Source organism: Pseudomonas sp. 8O, from assembly GCF_902506495.1.
In the GTDB taxonomy this organism is placed as follows: domain Bacteria; phylum Pseudomonadota; class Gammaproteobacteria; order Pseudomonadales; family Pseudomonadaceae; genus Aquipseudomonas; species Aquipseudomonas chaetocerotis.
In genome coordinates this window covers 1,212,130-1,236,369 of sequence record NZ_LR733265.1, presented here as the reverse complement: position 1 = coordinate 1,236,369, position 24,240 = coordinate 1,212,130, and the positions used below count along the sequence as shown (strand labels likewise).

At 56.6% G+C, this 24,240-nt stretch carries 21 protein-coding genes and 1 pseudogene; 6 read left to right on the top strand and 16 right to left on the bottom strand.

Translation table 11 applies throughout. The features are described 5' to 3' along the window. Positions 1-66 precede the first annotated feature (66 nt). Entirely contained in the window at positions 67-1,749 is a 1,683-nt protein-coding gene (locus tag GV002_RS19270) for a recombinase family protein (protein ID WP_160019880.1), read from the top strand. Positions 1,750-1,773: 24 nt separating this feature from the next. On the opposite strand, the gene GV002_RS19265 is transcribed toward GV002_RS19270, so the two are convergent. From GV002_RS19265 to GV002_RS19225, 9 genes and pseudogenes are all read right to left on the bottom strand, one after another. Beyond that, positions 1,774-2,553 (bottom strand): HNH endonuclease, encoded by a 780-nt coding sequence (locus tag GV002_RS19265; RefSeq protein WP_160019879.1) that lies wholly within the window; start codon positions 2,551-2,553, stop codon positions 1,774-1,776. A 279-nt stretch (positions 2,554-2,832) separates the two neighbouring features. Continuing rightward, positions 2,833-3,540: a recombinase family protein gene (locus tag GV002_RS19260; protein WP_160019878.1), complete on the bottom strand. Its 708-nt coding sequence runs from the start codon at positions 3,538-3,540 to the stop codon at positions 2,833-2,835. 298 nt (positions 3,541-3,838) lie between these two features. Beyond that, positions 3,839-4,351: a hypothetical protein gene (locus tag GV002_RS19255; protein ID WP_160019877.1), complete on the bottom strand. Its 513-nt coding sequence runs from the start codon at positions 4,349-4,351 to the stop codon at positions 3,839-3,841. A 15-nt stretch (positions 4,352-4,366) separates the two neighbouring features. Beyond that, positions 4,367-4,672 (bottom strand): hypothetical protein, encoded by a 306-nt coding sequence (locus GV002_RS19250; RefSeq protein WP_160019876.1) that lies wholly within the window; start codon positions 4,670-4,672, stop codon positions 4,367-4,369. 112 nt (positions 4,673-4,784) lie between these two features. After that, positions 4,785-5,636 carry a DUF6945 domain-containing protein gene (locus GV002_RS19245; protein ID WP_160019875.1) on the bottom strand — a complete coding sequence of 284 codons (852 nt, stop codon included), beginning with the start codon at positions 5,634-5,636 and terminating at the stop codon, positions 4,785-4,787. A 767-nt stretch (positions 5,637-6,403) separates the two neighbouring features. Continuing rightward, on the bottom strand, positions 6,404-7,084 hold the full coding sequence (locus GV002_RS19240) for a hypothetical protein (protein WP_160019874.1): 681 nt from the start codon (positions 7,082-7,084) through the stop codon (positions 6,404-6,406). After that, positions 7,081-7,353 carry a hypothetical protein gene (locus GV002_RS19235; RefSeq protein WP_160019873.1) on the bottom strand — a complete coding sequence of 91 codons (273 nt, stop codon included), beginning with the start codon at positions 7,351-7,353 and terminating at the stop codon, positions 7,081-7,083. Before GV002_RS19235 ends, GV002_RS19240 begins: the two co-directional genes overlap by 4 nt. Positions 7,354-8,291: 938 nt before the next feature. Further along, positions 8,292-8,486 (bottom strand): annotated as a pseudogene (locus GV002_RS19230) (FKBP-type peptidyl-prolyl cis-trans isomerase); the annotation flags it as partial. After that, entirely contained in the window at positions 8,483-8,917 is a 435-nt protein-coding gene (locus GV002_RS19225) for a group II truncated hemoglobin (protein WP_178094733.1), read from the bottom strand. The pseudogene GV002_RS19230 and the gene GV002_RS19225, both read right to left, overlap by 4 nt. A 166-nt stretch (positions 8,918-9,083) precedes the next feature. On the opposite strand from GV002_RS19225, the gene GV002_RS19220 reads away from it, so the two are divergent. The 3 genes from GV002_RS19220 (at position 9,084) to GV002_RS19210 (ending at position 13,055) form a co-directional block, all read left to right on the top strand. Further along, on the top strand, positions 9,084-11,447 hold the full coding sequence (locus GV002_RS19220) for a DNA polymerase II (protein ID WP_160019871.1): 2,364 nt from the start codon (positions 9,084-9,086) through the stop codon (positions 11,445-11,447). 262 nt (positions 11,448-11,709) lie between these two features. Beyond that, positions 11,710-12,696, top strand: coding sequence for a TerC family protein (locus tag GV002_RS19215; RefSeq protein ID WP_160019870.1), 987 nt, complete (start codon positions 11,710-11,712; stop codon positions 12,694-12,696). Between the two features lie 62 nt (positions 12,697-12,758). After that, entirely contained in the window at positions 12,759-13,055 is a 297-nt protein-coding gene (locus GV002_RS19210) for a hypothetical protein (RefSeq protein ID WP_160019869.1), read from the top strand. Between the two features lie 32 nt (positions 13,056-13,087). On the opposite strand, the gene GV002_RS19205 is transcribed toward GV002_RS19210, so the two are convergent. The 7 genes from GV002_RS19205 to GV002_RS19175 all read right to left on the bottom strand — a co-directional run bounded on the left by GV002_RS19205 (position 13,088) and on the right by GV002_RS19175 (position 21,308). Then, positions 13,088-13,522, bottom strand: a complete 435-nt coding sequence (locus tag GV002_RS19205; protein ID WP_160019868.1) for a hypothetical protein — start codon at positions 13,520-13,522, stop codon at positions 13,088-13,090. Then, a complete protein-coding gene (locus tag GV002_RS19200) occupies positions 13,507-14,649 on the bottom strand; it encodes an NAD(P)/FAD-dependent oxidoreductase (protein ID WP_160019867.1) in 1,143 nt (380 codons plus the stop codon). Before GV002_RS19200 ends, GV002_RS19205 begins: the two co-directional genes overlap by 16 nt. Before the next feature lie 73 nt (positions 14,650-14,722). Next, a complete protein-coding gene (gene rhlB / locus GV002_RS19195; protein WP_160019866.1) occupies positions 14,723-16,171 on the bottom strand; it encodes an ATP-dependent RNA helicase RhlB in 1,449 nt (482 codons plus the stop codon). A gap of 110 nt (positions 16,172-16,281) precedes the next feature. After that, on the bottom strand, positions 16,282-17,445 hold the full coding sequence (locus GV002_RS19190; protein ID WP_160019865.1) for a dipeptidase: 1,164 nt from the start codon (positions 17,443-17,445) through the stop codon (positions 16,282-16,284). A 150-nt stretch (positions 17,446-17,595) separates the two neighbouring features. After that, entirely contained in the window at positions 17,596-18,534 is a 939-nt protein-coding gene (locus tag GV002_RS19185; RefSeq protein ID WP_160019864.1) for a GGDEF domain-containing protein, read from the bottom strand. A gap of 189 nt (positions 18,535-18,723) precedes the next feature. Then, a complete protein-coding gene (locus tag GV002_RS19180) occupies positions 18,724-20,625 on the bottom strand; it encodes an acyl-CoA synthetase (protein ID WP_160019863.1) in 1,902 nt (633 codons plus the stop codon). A gap of 23 nt (positions 20,626-20,648) precedes the next feature. Continuing rightward, a complete protein-coding gene (locus GV002_RS19175; RefSeq protein WP_160019862.1) occupies positions 20,649-21,308 on the bottom strand; it encodes an alpha/beta hydrolase in 660 nt (219 codons plus the stop codon). A 477-nt stretch (positions 21,309-21,785) separates the two neighbouring features. Here GV002_RS19175 and GV002_RS19170 point away from each other — a divergent pair, with 477 nt between their 5' ends. Further along, positions 21,786-22,814 carry an amino acid ABC transporter substrate-binding protein gene (locus GV002_RS19170; protein ID WP_160019861.1) on the top strand — a complete coding sequence of 343 codons (1,029 nt, stop codon included), beginning with the start codon at positions 21,786-21,788 and terminating at the stop codon, positions 22,812-22,814. 240 nt (positions 22,815-23,054) lie between these two features. After that, positions 23,055-24,239: an amino acid ABC transporter permease gene (locus GV002_RS19165; protein WP_178094731.1), complete on the top strand. Its 1,185-nt coding sequence runs from the start codon at positions 23,055-23,057 to the stop codon at positions 24,237-24,239. Position 24,240: the final 1 nt, after the last annotated feature.

The window sequence follows — 24,240 nt, the reverse complement described above, 5'->3', positions numbered from 1 at the left end:
CGTTATCATGACCCCTCTACACCCCTCTCCCTTGGGAGATTCCCCTCTGTATTCAGGTTGCGCAGTATGACAAAGCAAGCAATCCCCTACATTCGATTTTCCAGCTACAGGCAAACCGAGGGTGATAGCTACAGGCGGCAGGCTGAGCTGATAGACAGGTGGTTAGCCCAACACCCTGAATACGCACGGTCAAACCTGACATATGAAGACTTGGCCAAAAGTGGGTTTTCTACAGATGATCGAAAGGCTGCAAGCGGGTTTATCCAGATTCGGGAAGCTATCGAGGCGGGGCTAATCCGGGCCGGCGACTGTGTATTGCTTGAAGCTATCGACAGGGCTACCAGACGGGGAACTTGGGATGTTTTCGATTTGCTGGCGCCGATTCTGCGAGCAGGGGTGTCCATCGTAACTATTGAGGATGGTACGGAGTACACCGAGCAAAGTTTACTTGGCACTCAGATATTCCTGTTGATGGCCAAGATACAGGCAGCGCATGGGTATTCTAAAGCGCTCTCAGAGCGCGTATCAGCGTCTTATGAGGCAAGACGTACCAAGGCTAAGGGTGGGGAGAGAATTAAGCGCCATACACCCGTATGGCTCGATTCAGAGGGTAATGTAATTGAAGAGGTGGCACAGCAAATCCGCCTTGTCTTTGATTGGTATATTTCCGGTGTTGGTAAACATTCAATTGCATCAAGAATTAGGCAATCTGGTGTTGAGAAACTTTCTAAATGTTCAGGGCCTACTGTTCAGGGGTGGTTAACTAATCCTGCTGCCATTGGAGCATGGGCTAACACTGACAGCACAGGAGATTTAATCCATGGTGTTTATCCGGCAATTGTAGAGCCTGAAACTTTCCATCTTGTTCAGAAACTTCTAACAGAGCGTAAAACAGAGCGAACGCGCACAAGTAAACACTTTCTTGTTGGATTGGTGAAATGCGCCCATTGTGAGGCGTCAATGGTGTTCCACTTTGTTAATGGAATCCCTGCGGCCATGCGTTGCCTGACACACCATCGTTTAAAGACTGCTGGGTGTATCAATAATAAATCGATCCCTGTAAACATCATTAAGCTTGTTCAGGTGCTTACGTCAAATAGAGCATTCAAGCGGGCATTAGCCAAGCAAACACTATCCAACACTGATAAGCGCAGAATCACCTTAGAGGCTGAAATAGCACAGGCAACCCAGGAGATTAAAAAACTGGTGATGCTGGCGCTGTCTGTTGATCTGCCAGAGATTCAAAGCAAGCTGATAGCACTGAAAGCCGAAAGAGAAGCTTTACAAACTGAGCTTTCTTCCCTGAACACTGGGGATATTATTGTAAGTGAAACTTTGACAGTGTTGAGGGAGGAAAGTGTATTAATGCATTCTGACCCTATTGTGCTGAATGCAATGCTTAAAGATGTTGGATATTCAATTAAATGCGATGTGGTTGGCCGTATCACAACCACTGAGGGGAGGGAAGAATGGGAATACCTGGGTGTGAAGCGCAAGCCCAAGAGCAACAGCACAGAGGCATACAGGCTCTATGAAAAACCCTACACCATAATAATGGTGAATCCTGACCCTACTATAGAAATCCCTGCTATCCACACAACTGACATGCTTTCTGAGGGGGAAACAAACATTCGATATCAGAAATATTCAGGGCTTGTGTTGTCAGCTATGAATGGTGGTGGTGAAGAAGAGCATCTAGACACGCCATATGTCAGGATTATGACTAACGCACGGCAACGTTTTTCGTGAGACTGGTTGAGCCTTTGTTCGACCTCAGAAAGCCATGCCAACCATGCAGTTGTCTGCTAAGCAAGATGTGAACTCACTTACACCCCCGTGGGGGAATGTAACTCTTAAAAAATCCCCGTTTGCTTCAAACTGAAGTCCACCAAGCGTCATGTTAAGCCGCTCAACTACAATGGTGTTGGGCTGGGAAACGCTAAGAATAAGATGAAAAACTCGGTGCGCCTCTCTGATTGTGATAGTTGATCCTTTTACTTCGACGTCCCATGCATTTGAATAGGCCTTCCACTCATTATCTTCAATTTCGAGGCTTATGTTGCCTTCGGAGTCAGTGAATAAGCCAGAGAACAAAAAAGGTTCTTCAGGTAGTTCTGGGGGCTTAATTCTAAATAAAGGTTTTCCGCTTACTTCAATAGGGGTGGGGCAGTTGCTAAGCAACATGCCTCCAAACTTGAGTGCAGGATGGCCGTCAGAGAAATCAAAGAACTCTCTTGTGTATCCTAGTTGCTTGCATTTTGGGCTTCGCATAGCCAATTTCACTCGTGCTTTTGACCACATTCGCGTAGTAACTTTAGCGTGGCACTGAGGGCACAACAATGCTATGCAATTTGGATCGTGGGTTCTCGCGTCTTTAAATTCGGGGTCTACATGTTCATACTGAACAATACCAAGTCCACAAACAACACAACCGAAACCGTCGCGTTGCCTAACTTGACGTTTAATATCGGCAGGTATATCGCGGCTTAACCCAAATGCGTTAAAAATCTTTGTCATGGTATTTGATGCTGCTAAATAATTATTATGTGGCATTCCTGTCGCGCGTTAGGCCTGCTAGCCTCTGACAGCCTCCTGAATACCTGTGTGGAGGTGCCTGATGGACAGGAGTAGGGCTTAACGGTGTGGATAACTCCCACTCCCTTCTTTTTCTATAATATCAAAATATCTGGCCATTACAGGAAATGCGCTATATAGCCCCTGCAAGGCCCTACAAGGCGTTTTAAGCCTACAGGGCTACCATCGTACTACCTCGCATAGAAAATCGCTGTATGAAGCTATTTGATGGCCTGTGCAGCGTATATAGCTATCGCCTCAAGGGAATTTGATATCTAGCTTACTGAGAAGCCTGGACACTTGCACAGCTTGCCAGCTACCCACTACACCCTTGGGGGATGCAATGCCTTTAGTGTTCAGCCATTCAGCCAACCCCTTGAGCGTGCTCACCTTGTCAAACATTGCTGCCTTGATATGGCTGGCGTAATCCTCAGCACGAGCTAAAGCCGCTTGTTTGTTTGCCTGCTGGGCGATCTTGTATGTATGTGCTTTGTGGGCTGCTGCGCGCCCGGCATTGCGCTTGTCGATCTTGGCTTGTGCTTCGATATCGCCAGCATCAGCACGATTAGCCAGAGCTTTCAAACCATCCTTTGTACGTTGAGCGATGAACTCTCTTTCCTGCTGGGCCAACATCGCATAAATGTGAAGCTCCATCGTAGAAGCCTTGGGCATGGATGCCACTTTGAAATTTGCACGCTTCATCAGACCGGCGATGTGCTCAACGTCGCGGCTGAGGCGGTCAAGCTTGGCCACCACTACCGGCAAGCCTGTGGCGAATGCTTTGGATGCTGCTGGGCGCTCCAGGGGGTGAACTGAGCCAGACACACCAACGTCGATGTATTCATTAACGATGTTCCAGCCATTAGCCTTTGCGGATTGCTGAATGTATTCGCGCTGAGCATCCAGACCTAACCCGGATTCACCCTGACCCTTGGTCGATACACGCAGCAGAGCAACAACGTCCATTTCCGTTCCCCCTCAATCTGTTTACATCATGTTGAGGTGTATTTTACATGTCGTTGTCGGTCGTCTGCAAGATGTAAATAGGGATTCCCAGGGATTCTCCAGGGGGGAATGCCGATTGTTGGATGAATTTTTCATCCCTGAACACTTTTGCATGACAGAGAGGGGAGGATTTTGCTTAACACACAATCAAGCAGCAGCAGAAAGAATGCGGGGTGTAGCTATATTGAATGTTGGGAGGGGAGGGGGGATGCTGTATGTGCCCCCCGTTATTCCCTATTATTCCCGCATTTCTACAGAGTTATTCTGGCCACTCTCTGTAATTACAGTTGAAATTCAGGTAGCTATCGAATAATTCAGAGGCTTCCTGTTCAAGCTCAGCCAGTAGTTTCTGCTCTTTCTGTTCTGCCTTCTCTCTCTCTTTGCGCTCATGGTTGGCTTTACGCTGAGCAATTAGATTGGCTTTCGCCTGTTCCACTTCGTCACGAATCCTATTTTCATACTTCGTCTTGACGTTAGCCTTAACATTCTCAAGCTCTGCTTGAATCTCTTCTTCTTTCTTTTTGAATGGGATCACAAACGGGTGGCTCAGATGCCTGCCATTGGTGTCATGTTCATATCCCTGCTTGAGAAGGTCAGCCATTTTTCTACAAGCATCTATCAAGTATTCTTCAGTGATGACGAATGTTGTGTGCCCTGGGGCATTGAGCCATTCCCGACACGCAACTTCCTGTAAAGACTTCAGTTCCTCGACATTGAATCGACTTGGGGTTTTCACTGTAACTTCTTTGTTATCGATAATTGTTTTACTCATTTATATTTCTCCCTATTAGTGCTTGTTAATAATGAATTGTTTAAACTGCTTAACCATTGCCTTCTTGTCAGCTTCTTCCTTGTTCAAAGGCTTGCTAACATTTGTGGTGGTGGCATTTGTGATGCTTTTAGCTGGTGCTGGCTTGCTGGCAAAGATATCTGCTAGTGATGGCTGTTTGTTTGGGTTGGTTGTTAGCCAATTGTTGTAGACGGCTAGTGATTCTTTGGTGGTTGGAATGTATTTCGATGACTTTCTGTGCATCTCAATATGTGTATGAATTACACCGGTGATTACATTTTTATTTAATACGAAAAATTGCATATTTATATATCCTCATTTGTTTATTTTAGGCAATAGATGCCCATGTTTATGACTCTTGCGAAGTCAAATTCTTTAGTGATTTTTATTTTTTAGCGCGACACGCAGGATAAGACTAGAAAGGTAATCCTGTCTCAAACAAGGCAATGTCTATAGCAGATGCCGGCACATAGCAACCATTTTCTAATGTGTGTGGCTCGCCCGCAATTTCATACAGTATGCAGCCGTTGCTTTCTCGTTTATTAGGTTGATTAGCTTTATGTGTGTGCTGCTCATCAGCCGATTTGCCGTTCGATTGATAACGGATTTGCGGCCTACTTGCATTGGCAATCGGACGCTCCTCTACATAATCTTTGGCATCTGCAACACTTCCGTCATCCTCTGAATCAACGATCCAAGCCGGTGCGTCATCGAATGGAATGGATTCCATAGCCCACTCTTCACCAGCAGAATTGTTATTTTCAATATATCGTTCTATAAGCTCTTTAGAGCTGTTTTCTGGTGCAGGTGCTACGTCTGCATCAGATTCACTAGAAAACGCTTCTGCGGGCTTATTTGGGGCTTTCTCGGGCTCTACTAACACTAGGTCTCTGAGTAGTGTGTAACTATTCGATTTATGCCCACCAAATATACGGGTTTGATTGATCTGGAGATAACCGCTGCCGACTTTCTCCCCGTTTTCATCAACTGCATCAGATAGGGTGTTGATAAATCGTGAAACTGTTTTTTCTGATACGCCACAAGCCAAACCAATGTCTGCTTGATTTTCGAAATATAGTTGATCTTTATCTTTGAAGAACTTGTACTGAGAAAGGATGTAGAGCCAAACAATCTTTTGCTCTGCGCTCAGTTTGATTGTCTCGCCAGTGTTTAAGTTAACAAACCCAACAGCAGACAGAATATTCTTGTATGCGCGCAGATAGCTGTCGATTTCTTTTTTAGTTTGTGCAAAAACTTCTGTTGCCATGTTTTGAATTCTCCTCATATAGTGGGACGACTTTGTTTTTGTGAGCTTCACTGATCAGAACATTGATAATATGTTGGAATGCATGGCTTCCCATGACAGTACGTAATTCAATCAGTTCTTTCTGTGCTCGTTCATTTAAGTTAATTTTCATTCTCTAATTCTCTTTGATTGGAGTGCATGCGCCATCTTGACGTATATCTATGTTTCTTATTTCTGTTGAATAAGAATAAAAACTAAAGCATCCTGAACACGACAGCATTTCTAACTGAAGGAATACAGTCAGTATTTAGATATCATCATATCCAGTGATGGGGCTTTTGCTTTTTGCTTTTTATTCTTTATTGCTAATATGTCTATGAGTGAGCGCAGTGAGCGAAATAGACATATGCTCTTTCTTTCTTTTTTATTATTATCATTATTACTAATATCATTATTACTATGCGGACTTCATGTCTTATGGCCATGTGACTCTGTGTCTGTTGGCGTTGTACCATTGCAGCATTCTGCAAGCAAGAAGTTTAATTGTTAAAAATACATCTAATTTAATTGATGACTCTATTATTCAATTTAGAGAATTGTTGCTTCAATTCGTAATCCAACATATGACCTTTCAATAGTTTAACAATTAGAGCTGACAGGGATGTTTGCATGTTTGCATTGTTTATTGATTCGACTAGCCATGCAGGTACGTTCACTGAAACTCGATATTGCCGTTTAGTTCTTTTTCTTTCTGACATTGTTATTTTCCTTTTCTGTAATTGTTGTTATTAGGTGCCAGGGATTTCACATAATGGAAAGTATAGATTTCTCCCCCAGTATTGATTCCCTGAATTAGATGCAATTGTGTCGCTGCCACGTACAGTGATTGCTGTTTTAGCTGCGTCCACTGAAAAATAGAACCCAACACTGCTCGCAGATTCATTAACTGAAAATGGAACAGCTTGTGTAGCATCTCTAAAGATCACCCAGGGCATGCCGTCGAATGTAGTGGTGATTGCTGCTGATGTTGTGGAATTAGCTACTGTGAGGTTTGGTCCTGGCACTGCTGCAATCTGCTTAACTCTCGGATACTTTCTTGATGATGAAAAATTCAAATCCCCATTAGCATCGAATATCTGTAAGCCAAAACCTTCATCACCAGTGTTAGTAACAGACTTTGCTGTTGATGCAAGGGCTAAATCAAATGTTCCTCTTGTGCCCAAATTGCTTATATACAACAGTAAGTTATTTCCAGATCGCCTTATGTGTGTCCACCCATACCAAAGCCCAGCACGGGGACGTAACAATAGTGTTGGTGCCTCTGGCCAGCCTGAATATGGAATAACGACAGGATCAATACCTGTTGGCATTGCTAGATTTGGAAGGTAGGTGTGTACATAGATGTTTGGTTCATTTGACGATATGAGCAAATCTCCAGACGTATTATAGATTTCAATTCCTGCTGTCATTGTTTTAGTGCCGCCCAATAATGCGTTTCAGTTGGTGTGAAATAATCAAATCTCCTAACAGTGAATGAACCGTTGTTTATCCGTGTCACTACATACCCTGTACATGATACATACCAAGTTCCATCGTCTACCATTCCCGGCACACTAATAGTGTATGACTGTGAAGAGGTGGTGAATGTTAGTTCTCCAGATGCCATTAACTTGGCTAGTTTATCTGTAAGGTCGGCAACGATGTTCCCGTCTGCATCCCACACTTGCAATCCTTGCATTACACTTCTCCTAATCTTGATTCAATGTTTGTGATTTGAAGGCTGTTTGCTTGCATCAGTAAATGATTGATCATTTTTGAAACACGCTGACGCTGATAGAAAAGTTTCAGTCTGCAAGCTGTACTGCAAGTGGTACGGGGTCGCCCTATAGTCGGTTGTGTTAGTGATGCGCCACACATGAAACATTCAGTAGGTTTCATTGATGCTCTCCTTGTTATAGTTCTTGTTTGGATGTTTGCCACCGAACATCTTGATAGCATCAAGATAAGTGAAAGCAATTGTGTTGTTGATATTCAATGATTCAGTCCATCTGCGGAATGCAATAGAGCAAGCATCCGAACATGTGACTTTTGAAGATCGGACAAATTCATATTCTGCATTGCACCAAATGCAATGTTTGGTAAATTTAGGCAATAGTTTTCCCTCCATTAGGTTGTTAATAGATAAAAAGGTGTCGGTTTAACGAATTTCGGACAATGAAAAGCCCCCAGGGGAGGGGGCTCTTAGAATTTGGTGCCAGCTTTACGTCATAAGGAAAGGATAAACTTATGAGAGGCTGGCGAGCCTATAGACAGAGGTAGGAGCCTATAGACTTTGGGATTTAAATAATGCGCTGTTTATATGTCAAACAGCGATTAGACGCTGGCAAGTAAGCCAGCACACAAGGAAACTTTAGAAGGAACTAGAAGGGCAGGATAAATTTTTATTTATCTACAACTATATATTACCACATTATTTCCAGTTGTCAAGTGTTTTATTAATTTTATTTCAACTTTCTAGTCAAGAAAGTGCATATAGAATCAAACTTTGAGAGCAACTTAGGGAGTTATGTTTTATAAAACCCAGTAGTTATGCGGGTTGTAGAGCATTTGATGCTGTAAATAAATGCAACTACCGTTCGTCGGAAAGATGTAACAAATTGTGTGTTGCCACTAATAAAGACCCTGCTCCCAGCCCTTGATCACCCGGCCGGTGCCGATCACGCACTGGAACGGTTTGCCGCGCGACCAGGAGGAGTCGAACTCGCTGCCGCCCTCCAGCCAGCCACGGTACTGGGTGGTGATCAGGGCGCCCTTGACCACGGCCTTGCCGTCGCCGGGTTGCAGGTCTTCGATGATCAGTTCTTCAGTCATGTCGGGGTTTCCTTGCGGTGACGGTTTTGACTGGCCTGTACCGAGCGTTCGGCGGGCACGCGTAGTTGGATCAGCAGGTAGTCGGAGAATGCGGGCGCATAGCCCTGCAGGGCGACGGCGCCGGCCATGCAGCTCAGCCAGCTTTCGGCTAGCGCCTGATCGATCGGCCATTGCGAATGGAAGGCCGGGATGCTGATGCTGCCGTATTTTTCAGCGAACAGGCGCGGCCCGCCCAGCCAGCCGCTGAGGAAGCACGCCAGCTTGTCGCGCGGGGCGCTCAGGTCGGCCGGATGCAGGGCGCGCAGGGAAGCGGCCTCGGGGCGTTCGTCCATCAGGCGGTAGAAGTCGTCGACCAGTCGGCGCAGGCCGTCGATGCCACCGGCAGCCTGGTAGGAGGCATCGCCGGTGCCGTAGGGAGGTGTGTGGCTCATCGCGTTGTTCCGCGGAAAAGGCGCCATTGTAACTGCTCGCGTAGAATGGCTTGCCAGTTTGAGGCACACGCCCCTGTGGGAGGCGCTTTGGCGGCGACTGTCGCGGCTAAAGCCCCTCCCACAAGTAGCCCGTAAGCACCGAGTTTGAATCCGTAGCCCAATCCCAATGACGCAACCCCAGCAAGGCTTCGTGCTCAGCCGCCATTGGCGCGACACGCCGGAGGGCACCGAGGTGGCCTTTTGGCTGGCCACTGATGCCGGCCCGCGCCAGATACGCCTGCCGTGCCAGGACTCGGTGGCTTTCATCCCGGTCGAGCAGCGCGCCTGGGCCGAACCGCTGCTGCGCACCGAGCCGGGCGTCGAGCTGCGTGAGCTGGCATTGCGCGACTTCAAGCATCGCCCGGTGCTGGGGCTGTACTGCCGCCAGTACCGCCAGTTGCTGCAGTTGGAGAAGAAGCTGCGTCAGGTCGGCGTGGACGTTTACGAGGCCGATATCCGTCCGCCGGATCGCTACCTGATGGAGCGCTTCATCACCGCCTCCGTCAGCTTCGAGGGCGCTTTGCAGGAAGACGGCAGCCTGCTGTGCAAGTCGCTCAAGCCCGCCGTTGATTACCGCCCGGCGCTGCGCCTGGTGTCGCTGGACATCGAGACCAGCGCCCGCGGCGAGCTGTATTCCATCGCCCTGGAAGGTTGTGGTCAGCGCCAGGTGTACATGCTCGGCCCAGCCAATGGTGACGCCAGCATCGTCGACTTCGACCTGGAGTACTGCGACAGCCGCAAGGCGCTGCTCGAACGCCTGAATGACTGGCTGCAGCGGCATGACCCGGACGCCATCATCGGCTGGAACCTGGTGCAGTTCGACCTGCGCGTGCTGCGCGATCACGCCGAGCAGCTCAAGGTACCGCTGATTCTGGGGCGAGGCGGCGACGTGATGGGCTGGCGCCAGCACAACAGCAGCCAGCATTACTTCGCCGAGGCGGCCGGGCGGCTGATCATCGACGGTATCGAAGCCCTGCGCTCGGCGACCTGGAGCTTCTCGTCGTTCAGCCTGGAATCGGTGGCGCAGACGCTGCTCGGCGAAGGCAAGGCCATCGACACGCCCTATGCGCGGATGGACGAGATCCAGCGCATGTTCGACGAGGACAAGCCGGCGCTGGCTCTCTATAACCTCAAGGACTGCGAGCTGGTCACGCGCATCTTCGCCCATACCGACCTGCTCGCCTTCCTGCTGGAACGCTCCAGCGTCACCGGCCTGGCTGCCGACCGCAGTGGCGGCTCGGTGGCCGCCTTCATCCACCTGTACCTGCCGCCCATGCATCGCCTGGGTTTCGTCGCGCCGAACCTCGGCGACATTCGCGGCGAGAACAGCCCCGGTGGCTTCGTCATGGATTCGCGCCCTGGTCTGTACGACTCGGTGCTGGTACTGGACTACAAGAGCCTGTATCCGTCGATCATCCGCAGCTTTTTGATCGACCCACTGGGCCTGGTCGAAGGCTTGCACCAGCCGGATGACGAACACTCGGTGGAGGGCTTTCGCGGCGCGCGCTTCTCGCGTACCCGGCATTGTCTGCCGGCCATCGTCGAGCGTGTCTGGCAGGGCCGAGAGGTGGCCAAGCGTGACGGCAATGCAGCCTTGTCACAGGCTCTGAAGATCATCATGAACGCGTTCTACGGCGTGCTCGGCTCCAGCGGCTGCCGCTTCTTCGATCCGCGTCTGGCCTCGTCCATCACCCTGCGTGGGCACCAGATCATGAAGCGCACGCGCGAACTGATCGAAGCCGAGGGGCATGCGGTGATCTATGGCGATACCGATTCCACCTTCGTCTGGCTCGGTAGTGCGCATGGCGAGGAAGATGCCGCGCGGATCGGCCGTGGGTTGGTGAGCAAGGTCAACGCCTGGTGGCGTGAGCATCTGCAGCAGGAATACGGCCTGACCAGCGCGCTGGAGTTGCAGTACGAAACCCACTATCGACGCTTTCTCATGCCCACCATCCGCGGCACCGAAGAGGGCAGCAAGAAGCGCTACGCCGGTCTGGTGCTCGGCGCCGATGGCAGCGAGCGCATGGTATTCAAGGGCCTGGAGACAGTGCGCACCGACTGGTCGCCACTGGCCCAGCGCTTCCAGCAGGAGCTGTACCGTCTGGTGTTCGCCGGGCAGGCCTACGAGGACTACGTGCGCGACTACGTCAAACGCACCCTGGCGGGCGAGTTGGACGAGCTACTGGTCTACCGCAAGCGCCTGCGTCGGCGCCTCGATGACTACCAGCGCAACGTACCGCCACACGTGCGTGCTGCGCGCCTGGCCGACGAGCACAACCAGCATCTTGGCCGGCCCTTGCAGTACCAGCGCGGCGGCTGGATCAGCTACCTGATCACCACGGGCGGGCCGCAACCGCTGGAGCGTCTGCTGTCGCCAGTGGACTACGAACATTACATCAGTCGCCAGTTGAAGCCTGTGGCTGATGCCATCCTGCCGTTCGTCGGCGGCGAGTTCGAGCGGCTGGTGGATGGGCAACTGGGGTTGTTCTGAAGCCTTCGGATAAACAGCGAACCCCGTAGGAGCCCGCTTGCGGGCGATCCTGGTGCCGGCGGCTGATCGCCAGCAAGCTGGCTCCTACAAGACGGCAGCAGACTCTGTGGCGTCGTAGAGCCGGAAATACTTTGCAAAAGTCGTCTCGTTGAGCAGCGTTCGCGGCCTGAGTATCGTTGCGCCCGTGATACCGGGCCCCTCTGGCGGTTAACCCCCGCGATGTCGGATCACAGTCTGTTCAATCTGACTGTAGGAGGGGCTCATGACTGCCCTAGAACCGTTTCTCTTCGCCGACTTCCTCGGCACGGCCACCTGGTTGTGGCTGGTCTTCATCGCTGTCGTCATCTCCCTGCTGGCCTTCGACCTTGGCGTACTGCATCGCGATAACCGCGAAATCGGCGTGCGCGAGAGCCTATTGTTGTCGGCCGGCTACATCACTGCGGGTCTGCTGTTCGGTGTCTGGGTGTTCTTCCAGAAGGGCGGCGACGCCAGCATGGATTACCTCACCGGCTTTCTGATCGAGAAATCGCTGTCGATGGACAACGTGTTTCTCATGGCCATGATCTTCAGCTTTCTCGCCATTCCACGGCAGTACCAGCACAAGGTGCTGTTCTGGGGAATCATGGGCGTGCTGGTACTGCGGGCGATCATGATCGGCCTGGGCGCCGCGCTGATCCACGAGTTCGCCTGGATCCTCTACGTGTTTGGCGCCTTCCTGTTCTTCACCGGTGTGAAGATGCTGTTCTCCAAGCTCGACGATGCGCCTGATCTGCAGAACAACGTGCTGGTGAAGTTCCTGCGCAAGCACCTGCGCGTGACCGAGAATCTCCACGGTCAGCGCTTTTTCGTCCGCCAGGACGATGGCCAGGGCCGCAGCGTGCTGTGGGTAACACCGCTGTTCCTGGCGCTGATCCTGATCGAGTGCGCTGACCTGGTGTTCGCCATCGACAGCGTGCCGGCGATCTTCGCCATTACTCAGGATCCGTTCATCGTCTACACCTCGAACATCTTCGCCATCCTCGGCCTGCGTGCCTTGTATTTCGCCCTTGCCGCGCTGATCCACCGCTTCGCCTACCTCAAGTACGCGCTGGCGCTGGTACTGGTGTTCATCGGCGCGAAGATCTTCCTGGTTGGCATCATCGGCAAGATCCCGGCGGTGGTGTCCCTGAGCGTGACCCTGGGCCTGCTGATCGGTGGCGTACTGCTGTCACTGTACAAGACCCGTGACCAGCCGCCCGCGCAGATTTGATCACAGACTCTAGCCCGGCTATGCACGACGTGTGGCCAGGCTTTCGCAACTGGAGAACCATGATGCACAAACACTGGAAAAACCGACTTGAACCTGCCGCACTGGGCCTGGCGTTGATGGCTCTGGTCGGCTGTGATGCGGCGGAACAGTCCGCGCAGAAACTCGCTGAGGAGGCGAAGAAGGAAGCGCAGGCGCTGATCAACGACTCGGTCGGCGAAGTGGTCGATGAGGTTAACCGCCAGGTGGACTCTCTGCAGGAGTCCACCAATCGCGCCTTGGGTAAAACCGAGCCGGAGGAGGAAGCTGAAACGGAGCCCCAAGAGGCTGAGAAGACCCGCGAAGAGGGCGTTGAGACCTGAATCGCCATGCCGTCAGGCGCAGCGCGGCCCCATCAGTTGTGCTCAGCGCCTGCCGGATACAGCAGTGCGCTCATCAGCAACCCTGGCAGTTGTGCCAGGACGAACAACTGCCATTGACCCAGCAGCAGCTCCTTGAACACCTCACTGAGGCTCCAGGTATTGCCGTATGAGGGCGCCAGCAGGATGACGGCGCAGTAGGCGCTGAGTGCGGCGCTGGCGACGAAGATCAGCTGTGCAGTGGCCTTGCCGTGACGCCTCAGCCCAATGCTCGCCACGATAAACAGCAGCAGGCCGGGTAGCGAGGCGATCGTCAGTTCCAGCCACAGCGAAGTGTGCGGATCCAGCGTCAGGGGCCAGGCCAGTCCCAGGCGAGAGTGCTGCAGTTCGCTGGTCAACAGGCCAATGAACAGTGCGGTGGTCGGAATCAGCGCTAGGCCCGGTAGCGCACGTCTCAGGTTCTGGCGCATGTACGCAGCAAGCGTGCCGGGCAGAGTGCTGCGGCATTCAGGCCGTGGCGGGCCAGATGTTCCGGCAGCGGCTGTCGACGGATCAAGGCTGCGCACGCCTGGCCCATGGCCGCGCTGGTCTGGATGCCGTAGCCGCCCTGTGCTGCTACCCAGAAGAAGCCATCCGCGTGGGTGTCGAAGCCGCCGACCAGATCGCCGTCGGCGACGAAGCTGCGCAGGCCGGCCCAGGTATGCGCCGGGCGGCGAATCTGCAAGGTGGTGTGTGCCTCTATCTGATGGATGCCCAGTGCGATATCGAGCTCTTCCGGTTGCACGTCATGCGGCACCACCGGGTCGGCATTGGCGGGTGAGCCCAGCAGCAGGCCGGCATCGGGTTTGAAGTAGAAGGACTCATCCAGGCTTACCAGCGCCGGCCAGGCCTGGCAGTCGACACCCGTCGGACCGTCAAAGGTGAAGGCCGCACGGCGTTTGGGCTGCAGGCCGATGCCGGGCAGCCCGGCCAGGTGCGCGACCTCATCGCACCAGGCACCGGCCGCATTGATCAGCACGGCCGCGCGGTAGCTTTGCCCGGCGCAATCCACCTGCCAGCCGCCAGCGTGGCGCATGATCGCCAGCACGTCGCGGTTGCAGTGAATCTCCCCACCTTGTTGGCGGATGCCACGCAGGTAACCCTGGTGCAGCGCTGCGGTATCGATATCGGCAGCGCTGGGGTCCAGCAGTGCGCCATGCACGCGCTCACGGCGCAGCACAGGCACCAGCGCGCAGGCCTCGTCAGTGCCGAGCAGGTGAGCCTCGGTGACATGCTCGCGGGCTTGCGCGTACTGGCGCTGCAACTCGGCGGCGTCACCGCTGAAATCCACCACCAGCTCGCCGCGCGGCGTCAGCAAGGGATGTTCGGCGAAACCGGCTGGTGGTGCGTCATAAAAGGCGCGGCTCGCGGCCGTCAGTGCGCGGACCTGCGGTGTGCCGTAGGCCACGGTGTAGAGCGCGGCCGAGCGGCCGGTGGCGTGATAACCGGGCTGCGCCTCGCGCTCGAGCAGCAGCGTCTTGCCGTGGCTGGCGAGGAAGTAGCCGGTCGAAGCGCCGGCAATGCCGGCGCCGATGATCAGGTAATCGCAATGCTGCATGGCGTATCAATCAACGGGGTCAAATGAAAAAGGCGAAGCTGGAGGGCTTCGCCTTTGGTTTGCCTGTGCCGCTTCAGTGCTTGCGCGGTACCGGCTTGAGCAGTTCGTCCGGCGGCATTTCACACTGGATCTTGCGGCCGATCAGCGTTTCGATCGGCGGCAGGGCGAAGGCATCGTCCTCGCCGGCGAAGCTGATCGAGGTGCCGCTGCTGCCGGCGCGGCCGGTACGGCCGATGCGGTGCACGTAATCGTCCGGGTCTTCCGGCAAGGTGAAGTTGATCACGTGGCTGATGGCATCGACGTGGATGCCGCGACCGGCAACGTCAGTGGCGACCATCACGCGGATCTTGCCTTCGCGGAAGCCTTCCAGGGCGCGAATGCGCTTGTGCTGGGGAATGTCGCCGGACATCTGCACGGCACTGATGCCGTCGCGGGTCAGGCGCTCTTCGATGCGCCGCACTTCGTCCTTGCGGTTGGCGAAGACCATGACCCGCGTCCAGTCATTCTGGCTGATCAGGTTGTACAGCAACTTGTATTTATCGGCCGAGGCCACGGCGTAAACGTGCTGCTCGACGGTGTCGCTGGCGACGTTCTCTGGCTCGATCTCGACGATGGCCGGGTTGACCGTCCACTGCTTGGCCAGGTTCATCACGTCGTCGGTGAAGGTGGCGGAGAACAGCAGGGTCTGGCGGTCGCCCTTCATCGGCGTCTGGCGGATGATCTGGCGTACCTGCGGGATGAAGCCCATGTCGAGCATGCGGTCGGCTTCGTCCAGCACCATCACTTCGACCATGTCCAGGTGCACTTCGCCGCGCTGGTTGAAGTCCAGCAGGCGGCCCGGTGTGGCCACGAGGATGTCGCAGAAGCGCGATTCCAGCTGCTTGAGCTGCTTGTCGAAGTCCATGCCGCCGACGAACTGCATCACGTTGAGGCCGGTGTACTTGGTCAGCTCGGCAGCGTCCTTGGCGATCTGCACCACCAGTTCGCGGGTCGGCGCGATGATCAGCGCGCGTGGCTCGCCCATGTAGCGCTCTTTCGGCGGTGGGGTTTGCAGCAACTGAGTGATGATCGAGATCAGGAAGGCTGCGGTCTTGCCGGTGCCGGTCTGGGCGCGGCCAATGGCGTCCTGGCCCTTGAGGGTGTAGCCCAGTACGCCAGCCTGGATCGGCGTGCAGTAGGGGAAACCCAGGTCATGAATGGCGTGCATCAGCTCGGGGGCGAGCTTGAAGTCATGGAAGCGCGTCTTGCCTTCGGCGGGCTCGACCACGAAGTCTTCCAGCTTCCAGGTATCCACCGGTTTGGCGGGGCGCTCGCGGCGCGGCTTGTCAGCCTTTGGCGGGCGGGGCTGTTGCTGCGCCGGGCTATCGCCTGCGGTCTCGCTGGTGGTGCGGGCGGGCTTGTTCTTGCGGGGACGCTTCTGCTCTGCGTCACCGCTCTGGGCGGGCGCTGTTACGGGTGACGGCGCTGGTTGTGGCTGCTCGTCTTCGGCTTTGCCGAACATTTTCTTGAGTGCTTTGAGCACGGGCTTCTCATCGACTGGTTAAGGAGTGAACGCCCGCCAGTGTAATGCAAGACGCGGGCGTGGCGAAGTGCTTCGCTCGCGTCTGTCAAGAGGACCGTGCGCTCAGGGCCTCATTTCTCCGGCAGGCTGGCCAGCAGCAGGCGCTGTACATTGCCGCCCATGATCGCGGCAATGGCGTCATTGTCGAAGCCGGCGGTTTGCAGTCCCTCGGTAATTTGCGCCAGGCCGGTGACGTCGAACGGCGTATGCACGGTGCCGTTGAAGTCCGAGCCCAGGGCGACGTGCTCGATGCCGACCTTGTCCGCCGTATAGCGGATGGCTTTGACGATGGCGGCGACCGAGGTGTCGCAAACGGCGGTGCTCCAGTAGCCGATACCGATCACCCCGCCCGTGGCGGCGATGGCCTGCAGGTGCTTGTCGCTGAGATTGCGCGTGCCGGGGCAGGTGCCCTCGACGCCGGTGTGCGAGACCAGCACCGGGCGCGTGGCCATGGCCAGCACATCGTCGATCAGCGGGCGCGAGGCGTGGGCCAGGTCCACCAGCATGGATTTTTCTTCCAGGCGCACGATCACCTGGCGCCCCAGCGGGGTCAGGCCGCCCTTTGCCAGGCCGTGGGCTGAACCGCCCACTTCGTTATCGAAGAAGTGGGTCAGGCCGGCGATACGAAAGCCTGCATCAAAGAGCGTATCGACATTCTCCAGCTGATTCTCGATAGGCTGCAGGCCCTCGGTGGCGAGCAGGCCTGCCACACGTTGCGGGTCTTTGTCCCAGGCCTCGATGAAACGGGCCAGGTCTGCGCGGCTGCGAATCAGCACCAGGCGCCCTTCGCTGGCGTGCGCCGCATCCTGCAGCTTCTGCGCCTGGTACAGCGCGCGCTGCAGCAGGCTGTTCCAGGTTTCCCGTGGCCAGCGCTGGGCCATGGCCAGCAGGGTGATGTTGTCGCTGTCGGCGGCGTTGCTCTCCATGTTCAGCCCGCGTGGCGTCTTGGTCACGGTGGAGAACACCTGCAGGCCGAGGCGACCTTCGAGCATGCGCGGCAGGTCGGAGTGACCGTAGTCGTAGCGTTTGAGCAGATCGCGCTCCCAGAGCAGGGCGTCGTCGTGCAGGTCGGCGACGAACAGCCCCTGGTGCAGCTTCTGCGCGCTGGCGCTGGCTGGATAGGGTGGCGGGCTGGCGACGCTGTTCATCTGCGCGTCGATGACTTGGGGCAGGCCCAGTACGGCGAGGGCGGAGAGGGGAACGAGCAGAAGCAGGGCGATCAGCAGTTTGCGCATGAGTAGCCATCCAGGCGTGTTGTTATGCTCGGCACTGTAGCAAGGGAAGGGGCGGCGGTGCGCGGCAGCTCTGTGGGAGGCGCTTCAGCGGCGATTCGGTCGCGGCTAAAGCCCCTCCCACAATGCCTAGCGCACCAATGTCGCAAATTATCAGCCGCAGAGGCAGTTACGCCCCTGTTGCTTGGCTTGGTACAGCGCCGTATCGGCACGTGCAATAAGGCTTTGCAGGCTGTCCTGATGGCGCATCTGCGCGAGGCCGATGGAAATGGTGACGCCGGGCAGCACGCCGACCGGCGAGTAGAAGGAGGCGATCTGCTCCAGGCTGATACGCAGGCGCTCACCGATACCGCGTGCAGCCTCATCGGCGATCTCCGGCAGGAGAATGACGAACTCCTCGCCACCGAAACGTATCAGGCTGTCCTTGGCCCTCAGCTGGCTGCTCAGGGTATGCGCCACCAGGCACAGGGCGTAGTCGCCGGCCAGGTGGCCGTGCTGGTCGTTGTAGGCCTTGAAGTGGTCGACATCGAGCATCAGCAGCGACATCGGTTGATCGTTGAAGGCACAGCGGGTGCTCTCGCGCTCGAACACGTGCTCCAGCCAGCGCCGGTTGAAGCAACCGGTGAGGGTGTCGACGTTGGCGTTTTGCTCACTGTCGAGAATCTGCCGGTTGCCTTGGCGTACGCGATCGCAGAGCAGCTCCAGCAGGTTCTGCATCATCTGCGGGGATTGCTGGAACAGCGCCACCAGGGACTCGCGATGCAGGCGCAGGACGATGGAGGGGCGCTCGGCCACCACGTAGGCGGAGGGATGTTCGTTGTCGATGAAGCTGATTTCACCGGCGCAGTCGCCGACTTCGAGGGTGCTGACGGCCTGGTTGTCCAGTGACCCCAGGTAGACGCGCAACTGGCCATCGATCAGCAGATAGAGGTGCTGGTTGCGATTGAAGGGGGAGAGCAGCACTTCGCCGGCTTCCAGCTCGCAGGCGCGAAATTCCCGCAGCAACTGGTCCAGGCTGCTGGTGGCGACATTATGAAATAGTCGCAACTGTTGAACTTGCTGCAGGTCTGCCTGCCAGTGCGCCACTTTCATTACAATCTCGTCGGGCCTGACCGGGCGAAAAGCCCGAGGCACCATCAACGCTCCCTGTCGTGTCTACGAATAGCGTTCGACATTATTCCCGGGCTTCAGGCGTGGCAATGCTTGCCTGAAGCTCTGCCGACCAGCGGTTGCACGAAAATGCAAAGCTGTTAACTGGTGCGCGTCCTTGCGCGCTCTGGATCACGCTGCGAAGTGGATGCGATGGCCTACCGCGTAGCCGGACAGCCGCTCGCCAATGGTGGCAGCCAATGCCTGATCCTGATTCGGCAGGTGGATGTGGGCCAATTGACCGGCCTTGTCATCGTTCAGCACTTCGACCCGAACAGCCGGGTGCAACTCATCGACGGCAGCCTGGTAAACACGGGCGATGGCATCGAAGCGCAGCGCTGGTTTGAAGGTCTTGCCCACCGCGGTGAGCGGAATGGCATCGATGATCCAGGCGTCCTTGGGCACCGCAGCGCGTTCGGGAATATGGGCGGCGGCATGTTCCAGCAGTTCGACTTCGCTGACCTGTGCGCCCGGCTTGAGCTGCACGTAGACCACCGGCAATTCGCCGGCCTTTTCATCTGGCTTGCCCACGGCCGCGGCCATGGCGACGGCGGGGTGCTTGTGCAGGGCGTCCTCGATCATCTGCGGGTCGATGTTGTGACCGCCACGGATGATCAGATCCTTGCTGCGCCCGGTCAGCCAGATGTAGCCGTCGGCATCGACGCGACCCAGATCGCCGGTGTTGAACCAGTCGCCATCGACCCAGATGCCGGCGTTCTTGCTCGCCTGCAGATAGCCCTTGAACACCGTAGCGCCACGGATGCACAGGTTGCCGATCTCATCCTGCTCGGCATCCCGGAGATAGCGTCCCTGCTCGTCGAGTACCTTGATGCGCACTTCGCAGTAGGGCATGGGCAGGCCGATGGAGCCGGGGCGGCGTTCGCCTGCCGGTGGGTTGGCGCAGCTGCCGCAGGTGCCCTCGGTCAGGCCGTAACCTTCGATCAGAGTCAGGCCGGTCTTGGCCTCGAACTGGCGGATCAGTTCCACCGGCATCGGCGCGGCGCCGCACAGGGCGTATTTCAGCGAGGACAGGTCATGACCCTCGCTGGGAATCTGCAGCAAGCCGGCGTAGATGGTCGGTACACCACTGAAGAAGCTGACCTTGTGGCGCGCGATCACTTTCCAGAAGTTGCTGATCAGCGTGGTGTTGCGATAACCCTGCGGCGTGGCCAGCAGCACTTCCGCGCCGCCGATGAAGGCCGTAAGCCCGGTGACGATCACGCCGTTGACGTGGAACAGCGGCAGGCCGCAAAGCGTCACGTCGCCGACGCCGAAGCGGGTCACCAGGTTCATGCTGTAGGCCATCGCCACTTCGTTGCCGTGGCTGTGCGGCGCCAGTTTCGGCGTACCGGTGGTGCCGCCGGTGTGGAAGTAGCTGGCGATGTCGTCGGCGGCGATCACACGACCGCTTTCCAGGTGGTCGGCGGGGCACGCGGCGATGGTTTCATCGAAATCCAGCACGCCCTCAGGCAAAGGGCCGCGCTGGGCCTTGATCGCGCTGCGTTGTGGCTCGGGCAACAGGTTGGCCATGTCCACGCAGAGAATCGCTTTCAGCTCTGGCAACTGATCGCGCAGGGAGTCGACCTTGTCCCACAGCTCGGTGCCGGGGAAGGGCGCCAGGGTCACCAGCAGCTCGGAGTCCGACGCGTGGATCAGCTCGGCGATGTGCTCGGGATCGAGCAGCGGGTTGATCGCATTGACGATGCCGGCCGCCTCGCCACCCCAGATGGTGTAGTGGGTCTGTGGCAGGTTGGGCAGCAGGAAGGACACCGCCTTGCCAGGACGCAGGCCCAGGCGGTGGAAGGCGTTGGCGGTCTGGGTGATCTTGCCGAGCAGTTCGGCATAGTTCAGGCGCAGCGGGGTTTCCTCTCCCGTACCCTGGGCAATGAACGACAGCGCCGCTGCCTCGGGACTGGCCTGCGCCGTGCGGCGAATCAGCTCGAAGGTGCTGCTGGGCAGATCGCGATCACTCAGCGCGGTGCGCTCGATCCGTTCGATATCCTGCAGTGTGCGAATGAGGGGCGCGGTGCTCATTTATCGTGCATCTCTCGGGTCGGTCAGTCGGCCAGCAGTTGGCCCAACCATTGGGCGATATCGCGAATCTCTTCCGGCAGCACCTCGTGCGCCATCGGATAGTCGCGCCATTGCACCGGCACCCCACAGGCGTGCAGGCGGTCATACGCGGCACGCCCCATATCGGGTGTCACCACGTCGTCGAATCTGCCATGTAAACAAAGCACCGGCAGTTGTCTTTTTGTATCCGCCAGCGGCATGTCGTCGCTGAAGGTCGGGGCGTAAGTCGAGAGTGCCAGTACCCCGCCGAGGACCTCTGGATAGCGCACAAAGGCAGTGTGCAGCACCACAGCGCCGCCCTGGGAGAAGCCCGCCAGGACGATGCGTTCAGGGGCGATGGCGCTTTCGCGCTCGGCTTCGATCAGGGCGATCACCTGGTCGGCGGACTCTTCCAGTTGTGCCTGGTCGATGGCGCGGGCCGGGCTCATGGCGAGGATGTCGTACCAGCTCGGCATGCTCCAGCCTCCGTTGATGGTGACCGGGCGGGTTGGCGCCTGCGGCAGGATGAAACGTGTGCTAGGCAGGCGCTCCTGCAGCATCTCGGCGACCGGCAGGAAATCGTAGCGGTCAGCCCCCAGCCCATGCAGCCAGATCACGCTGGCATCGGCGGATTGTGGGGGCTGCAAAATCATGGGTGCGGTCATTGGTAGCTCCAGTGTGGTGCGGGCGCCTTAATTTGGGGCGGCGCCCTGTTCAAGGCTTGTCTAATCTGTGAAGAAGTTGTCGCACGGGTGAATCTTTTGCCCTTGACCCTCTCATATCCGGCCATTTGCCATGTGCTGGTACGGGGCTTGCTAAGTCTCACTCGGACTGACGACGCGGTGCGCTAACGGTAACACTGTGCCACTGCGCACCGCTCAACAGGCAGGAATCTGCTGTGTGGGGTTCCTAATAGACCGTCGGGGCGGTTGATCGCCCAGATGGATGACGATCCGTCTCTGGCCCGTTCAATCAATGGGCTGGGCGGGGGCAGTTGGCCAGCAGAGGGTAAAGCCGACTAGACTCCTGCCTGACGTTCGAACTTCTCGTCGATGCCGTTGCTGCCAGCGGATCGCGTGCCTCAAAAGGGTGGGGAAGGCGGACGGAGACTCCAACACAACAAGAGCAACTGGAGGTTTTTGATGAAGATGGTGAAATCCACCCTGGCTGTGCTGACCACCGCAGCTGTGCTCGGTGTCAGTGGCTTTGCTCAGGCAGGCGCCACCCTGGATGCAGTGCAGAAGAAAGGCTTCGTGCAGTGCGGTATCAGCGACGGTCTGCCTGGCTTCTCCTACGCCGATGAAAAAGGCAACTACCTGGGTCTCGACGTTGACGTCTGCCGTGCTGTTGCAGCTGCGGTTTTCGGCGACGCGACCAAGGTCAAGTACAGCCCGCTGACCGCCAAGGAGCGCTTCACCGCGCTGCAGTCCGGCGAAGTCGACATCCTGTCGCGTAACACTACCTGGACCAGCTCGCGCGACGCCGCACTGGGTCTGAACTTCACAGGCACCAACTACTACGACGGCCAGGGTTTTCTGGTGAACAAGAAGCTGGGCGTTTCCAGCGCCAAGGAACTGGACGGAGCTACTGTCTGCATCCAGGCCGGTACCACCACTGAGCTGAACCTCTCCGACTACTTCCGTGCCAACGGCATGAAGTACACCCCCATCACCTACGATACCTCCGACGAGAGCGCCAAGTCGGTCGAAGCCGGCCGTTGCGACGTGCTGACCTCCGACCAGTCGCAGCTGTATGCACAGCGCATCAAGCTGGCCAACCCGGACGACTATGTCGTGCTGCCGGAAGTCATCTCCAAGGAGCCTCTGGGCCCGGTCGTGCGCCAGGGTGACGAAGAGTGGTTCGACATCGTGCGCTGGACCCTGTTCGCCATGGTCAACGCCGAAGAACTGGGTGTGACCTCGGCCAACGTCGAAGCGACTGCCAAAGACACCAAGAACCCCGACGTAGCCCGTCTGCTGGGTACTGAAGGTGAGTTCGGCAAAGACCTCAAGCTGCCGAAGGACTGGGCAGTACAGATCGTCAAGCAAGTCGGTAACTACGGTGAGACCTTCGACCGTAACGTCGGTGCCGGCAGCGAGCTGAAGATCGAGCGTGGCCTCAACGCCCTGTGGAACAAGGGTGGTCTGCAGTACGCACCGCCGGTGCGTTGACCGTCCACAGCGGCAGGCGAGAACCTGTTCATAGGCTTGCGAGCTAGAGGTATGCAAGGAAAAAACAGGCGAAGAAGCGCAGTTTACGAGTTGTAAATGAGCATTCTGAGCCTGTTTTTGACGCAGCAGGCCCGACGCGCAGCAGATTATGGACCGGTTCTCGAGGCCTGCCGCTGTCGTTTCCGATTTACGTGAACTCCGGCCGGCTTGCGTGCGGCCGGGGCTTCCATGAGGGTTGTCATGCACACGACTGCTAATGCCCCGCGCCCGCGAGGATCGCTTCTGAACGATCCGCAGGTGCGTGCTTGGGCTTTCCAGATCATTGCCGTTATCGCCGTTGTGGCGCTCGGCTGGTTTCTCTTCCAGAACACCCAGGCCAACCTGGAGAAGCGCGGGATCATTTCCGGCTTCGCATTTCTCAATAACAGCGCCGGCTTCGGTATCGCCCAGCACCTGATCGACTACACGGAAAGCGACAGCTACAGTCGTGTGTTCCTGGTCGGCTTGCTCAATACCCTGCTGGTGTCCTTCATCGGTATCGTGCTGGCCTCAATCCTCGGCTTTCTGCTGGGTGTGGCGCGGCTATCGCCCAACTGGCTGATCAGCAAGCTGGCCACCGTTTACATCGAGATTTTCCGCAACATTCCGCCGCTGCTGCAGATCCTCTTCTGGTATTTCGCGGTATTTCTCGCCCTGCCTGGCCCTCGGCAGAGCCTGGGTGTTGGTGAGATGTTCTTCCTCAACAGTCGCGGTCTGTACATGCCGGCGCCTGGCCCTTCGGAGAGTTTCGGGCTGTTCGCGGTGGTCCTGCTGGCAACTATCGTCGGCATCATCGCCCTGGGACGCTGGGCCAAGAAGCGCCGCGAGGCCACTGGCCAGATCTTCCCGCTGCTGTGGACCTCGCTGGCGCTGATCGTGGTGATTCCCGGTCTTACCGTGCTGATTGGCGGCAACCCGCTGGTGTGGAGCGTACCGGAGTTGACCGGTTTCAACTTCCGTGGCGGCTGGGTGATGATCCCCGAGCTGATGGCGCTGACCTTGGCGCTGACCATCTACACCGCAGCCTTCATCGCCGAGAACGTTCGCTCCGGGATCATGGCGGTCAGTCATGGTCAGACGGAAGCGGCACGCTCGCTTGGGTTGCGCCCGGGCGTCACCCTGCGGCTGGTGATCATCCCGCAGGCACTGCGCGTGATCATTCCGCCACTGACCAGTCAGTACCTCAACCTGGCGAAGAACTCGTCCCTGGCCGCCGGTATCGGCTACCCGGACATGGTTTCACTGTTCGCCGGCACCGTGCTCAACCAGACCGGCCAGGCCATCGAGGTGATCGCCATCACCATGAGCGTGTATCTGGCCATCAGTATCAGCATTTCCCTGCTGATGAACTGGTACAACAAGCGCATCGCGCTGACTGAGCGGTAAG